Raw genomic sequence first — 4488 nt, 5'->3', positions numbered from 1 at the left:
TTTGGATTTTTTGTTATCTTGTCATTAGGTAAATGGTTATTGGATAAACTCGTTTTGCATCCAGTTAATAAATTGCCAGAAAAAATAATAGGTAGTGCCAATAAGGTTTTTTGTAAAAAATGACGGCGTTGCATCATTATCCCCTTTTATTGTTTGGGATAAATTTATCATTTATCCCAAGTTCAAAATCACTTCACTAAATCCGCCATCTCTTGATGAAACTCGGTATTCGCCTGATAAATATGAGCGGTTTTTAATAGTTCGCTTTCTGCCCAATGCTTGCCAATCAGCTGCAATCCCACAGGTAGGCCGTTCGCTTGTCCTACGGGGTGCGATAGGGCGGGCAGACCTGCCAAGTTCACGCCGATGGTATATACGTCACCAAGATAGATGCTGGCAGGGTCTAAGTTCTCACCCAGTCTATAGGCGGTGGTCGGTGCAGTGGGGCTGGCGATGATGTCACAAGATTCAAATGCCTTAGCAAAGTCATTCGTAATGATGCGACGTACCTTTTGGGCTTTAATGTAATAAGCATCAAAATAACCAGCTGATAGCGCATAAGTACCCATGATGATACGGCGCTGAACTTCAGTACCAAAGCCTTCTGAGCGGCTGCGCGTATATAGATCGATCAGATCTTTTGGATCTTCGCAGCGATAGCCGAAGCGCACACCATCAAAGCGAGATAGATTAGAGCTCGCCTCAGCAGGCGCAAGTAGATAGTAGGTCGCTAGAGTGATCTTGGGATCGGTGATGTCTACCTCGACGATGGTCGCACCCAGCTCTTCGTATTTGGCGAGCGCGGCTTTGACGGTGGTTGCCACATCATCAGCAAGACCTTCACCAAAATAAGCCTTAGCGATACCGATGCGTAGGCCTTGTAGTGGCTTATCGCTTGGCGTCATGACATTTAGCTGTGCTACATAATCTTCGGTGGGGCGATTGATGGAAGTTGAGTCTTTGACATCACGTCCTGCCATTGGGTTTAGTAGATAAGCGCAGTCTAGGGCAGATTTGCCAAAGGTGCCCGCTTGGTCAAGGCTTGACGCATAAGCAATCATGCCATAGCGAGACACACGCCCATAGGTAGGCTTAATGCCTGTAATGCCACAGAAGCTGGCTGGCTGGCGAATAGAGCCACCTGTGTCCGAGCCTGTCGCCACAGGGATGAATCCACTGGCAACAGCCGCCGCAGACCCGCCTGATGAACCACCTGGCACACGAGCGGTATCCCAAGGGTTGTGTACCGCCCCAAAGTAGGAGCTTTCGTTGTCTGACCCCATGGCAAATTCGTCCATGTTGAGCTTACCTAGGCTGATAAAGCCTGCATTGGCGATGTTTTCCACCACGGTTGCGTTATAGGGCGAGACGAAATTGGATAGGATTTTTGAGCCTGCCGATGTCAGCACGCCTTGGGTGCATAGGTTGTCTTTGTGAGCCATTGGCACGCCAAGCAGGGGGCGAGTGTCGCCTTCGGCACGCAGTTTGTCGGCAAGTTCGGCGTGTTTTAGGGCGTTGTCAAAATCTTTGGTAATAAAGCTGTTGATTTGTCCGTCTAGCTTCTCGATGCGTGATAATAGATGCGTGGCAATATCAACACTGCTAAAATCTTTATTTGCCAAGCCTTTGACGATGGCATCAACGCTTAATTCGTGTAGTTGTGTCATGAGTTACTCTATTTTATAAGCTTTCTAGCTGTTTTATAGTTAGGTGGTTTGGGGTTAATTTGGTGTGGATTAAAATCACTCAATCACTTGTGGCACCAAATACAGCCCATCTTGCACACTTGGGGCGACGGCTTGGAACGCGTCTCTGTCGATGTTAGGATTGGCGACATCTGCGCGCAGCTCTTGACAGGCTTCATGAATGTTTGCCAGTGGCTTGATGTCATCAGTATTAACGGCTGATAGTGTGTCCATCATGGCCAGAATTTTGCCGATGTCGCTGGCATAGTCAGATGCTAGGTTTTCATCGATCGCCAGACGTGATAGCTTGGCGGCATTTAGAATGTCGCTACTGGATAATGTGTCGCTCATAAATTGCCCTTATCTTACAATGAATAAAAAATTGAAATCATAAATGGCGTTAATTGTAGCATATCTTAGTAATTGACAAAATCACTAATCAAGGATAAGTTAGGTGTTTTTGTTAAAGAATGGGGGGTTTTGGTATGATGCAGGTGATTTTGGCATCAACTTCACCGCGTCGTCGAGAGTTATTATCGGTTGCAGGCGTGGAATTTGAGGTGATGGCGGCGGACATTGATGAGACTTGGCAGACTGGTGAGAGCGCCAAAGAATACATTATTAGAATGGTGCAGAATAAGGCAGTGCGCGCAACTTCGATATTAAGTGATGACGTTAATCACACCCAAAATCCTGCCATGATCATCACGGCAGATACCATTGGTGTCATTGATGATGAGGTGCTGACCAAGCCCATCAATAAGCCAGATGCCTTCGCCATGTGGCGAAAAATGTCAGGCAGGGCGCACGAGGTATGGACAGCCGTCTGTGTCAGCATCGTCGAGAATGGTATGATCAGACGCCAAAAGCATGTTATTTGTTCAACGCAAGTGTATTTTGTACCGCTGACAGATGAGATGAAAGAACGCTATTGGCAGACGGGTGAACCAGCTGATAAGGCGGGTGCATATGCTATCCAAGGCGGCGCGATGGCATGGGTTGAGCGCATTGATGGTAGCTATACGAATGTGGTGGGCTTGCCATTGTCACAGACTCTGGCATTGATGAATGAGATGCAAGCTCATGCTGAATGATTGCCTTTGATATGATGAGGCTTGCATCTGTGCAGAATTTAACTTACTATGACCGATTTGCGCTGTTAAATTATTATGGCTAATGAGATTTTAATTAATCATTGCTCGCTAGAGTCGCGTGTGGCGCTCATCATTGATGACGTGGTGAGTGAGATTTTTATTGAAAGATGTCAAGATGTGAGCTTGGTTGGTAATATTTACCTAGGCACAGTGGTGCGAGTGCTGCCAGGGATGCAGGCGGCATTTGTAGAGATTGGACGTGAGCGTACGGCGTTTTTGCACATAGATGACATGCAAAAAGCTGCACCGATGGACAAGCCAAATCAGCCCAAACCAAAAGCAAGTCCAGATGATTTGATTGAGCGCAGACTGTATCAAGGTGAGCGAATCTTGGTACAAGTCATCAAAGATGAGCTAGGCACCAAGGGCGCGCGCCTAACCACGAATATCTCGCTGCCGAGTCGTTATTTGGTGTACTTGCCCGATGATGACAACTATGTCGGCATCTCTACTCGTCTAAGCGATCAGAAGGAACGCAATCGCCTGAGAGGTGAGCTGACCACATTGATACAGGCGCTTAATTTCAAAGGCGGCCTGATTGCTCGCACCGCTGCTGAACATATCGCACAGGCTAAGCTAGAAGAAGATGTTTATTATCTGCTTCAATTATGGCACACCATAGTGGCGCGCACATCATCCGCCAAGCTCCGCAAAGCCAAGCATGAGCTGGTCTATCAAGAGCCATCGCTACCACTTCGCTGCATTCGTGACTTGGCGAATGAGCTTACTACCACTATCGTGGTTGATGATGAGATGGTTTATGGGGAGCTGCGTGCATTTGCAGATGAATTCATGCCAGCCATCGCTGACAAGATTCATCACTACACAGATGATGCGCCGTTATTTCATGCACGCGGCGTAGAGAGCGCCTTGAATGATGCGCTGATGAAGCGTGTTGATTTGCCATCGGGTGGCTATCTCATTATTGAGCAGACCGAGGCGATGACGACCATCGATGTCAATACAGGCTCATACATAGGTAAGCGGTCATTAGAAGAGACGGTGTATGAGACAAACCTAGAGGCAGCACAGTCCATCGCTCATCAAGTTCGTCTGCGCAATCTGGGCGGTATCATTATTCTAGACTTCATTGACATGGATAAGTCATCCCATCGAGATGCAGTATTAGAAGCTCTGCAGAGTGCGCTAGAGAATGACCCTGCGCGCATTAAAATCACGGGTGTCAGTGAGCTTGGATTGGTTGAGATGACGCGAAAGCGCACACGCGAAAGCTTGCCTCAGCAGCTGTGCGAGCCTTGCCCGGTGTGTGCAGGAAGGGGTGTCATTAAAAGCAAAGAAACCATCGCATTTGATGTCATCAGACGATTATTGCAGCTGTCAAGCCAAGCTAATAGAGCTAATAACTTCACGATTATTGCCAGTCAGGCTATGACGGATTATCTACAGGATAATCACATGAACACGATGAATGATATTATCAAACTAACCAATACTACGATACAATTTAAAATCAGTCAGCATTACCACCAAGAACAGTATGAGGTCATTTTTGATTGATTTTATCAATAAAAAATGTTATTATATTTAAATAAATTGATAAGAGATGAATAAATTATCCCACGACGGGGCATAAAAATAGTACGTTTTTTGAGCAAAATTGCGCCGAAGAATGTTTTGTAAAAATATTG

At 46.5% G+C, this 4488-nt stretch carries 4 protein-coding genes and 1 pseudogene; 2 read left to right on the top strand and 3 right to left on the bottom strand.

The window, feature by feature from the left end; genetic code table 11:
• The 3 genes and pseudogenes from GY683_RS04420 to gatC form a co-directional block, all read right to left on the bottom strand.
• A pseudogene (locus GY683_RS04420) lies at positions 1-134 on the bottom strand (BRO family class A beta-lactamase); the annotation flags it as partial.
• Between the two features lie 54 nt (positions 135-188).
• Positions 189-1667 (bottom strand): Asp-tRNA(Asn)/Glu-tRNA(Gln) amidotransferase subunit GatA, encoded by a 1479-nt coding sequence (gene gatA / locus GY683_RS04415; protein ID WP_297287593.1) that lies wholly within the window; start codon positions 1665-1667, stop codon positions 189-191.
• A 75-nt stretch (positions 1668-1742) separates the two neighbouring features.
• Positions 1743-2036: an Asp-tRNA(Asn)/Glu-tRNA(Gln) amidotransferase subunit GatC gene (gatC, locus tag GY683_RS04410; protein WP_297287592.1), complete on the bottom strand. Its 294-nt coding sequence runs from the start codon at positions 2034-2036 to the stop codon at positions 1743-1745.
• Positions 2037-2173: 137 nt separating this feature from the next.
• On the opposite strand from gatC, the gene GY683_RS04405 reads away from it, so the two are divergent.
• Together GY683_RS04405 and GY683_RS04400 are read left to right on the top strand one after the other, a co-directional pair.
• A complete protein-coding gene (locus GY683_RS04405; protein ID WP_297287594.1) occupies positions 2174-2779 on the top strand; it encodes a nucleoside triphosphate pyrophosphatase in 606 nt (201 codons plus the stop codon).
• Positions 2780-2854: 75 nt separating this feature from the next.
• Positions 2855-4357: an Rne/Rng family ribonuclease gene (locus GY683_RS04400; RefSeq protein ID WP_297287591.1), complete on the top strand. Its 1503-nt coding sequence runs from the start codon at positions 2855-2857 to the stop codon at positions 4355-4357.
• Positions 4358-4488 lie beyond the last annotated feature (131 nt).

The organism is Moraxella sp., assembly GCF_024227015.1.
In the GTDB taxonomy this organism is placed as follows: domain Bacteria; phylum Pseudomonadota; class Gammaproteobacteria; order Pseudomonadales; family Moraxellaceae; genus Moraxella.
Note: the sequence above shows the minus strand (reverse complement) of the source record. Positions and strands in the feature narration are given on the sequence as shown.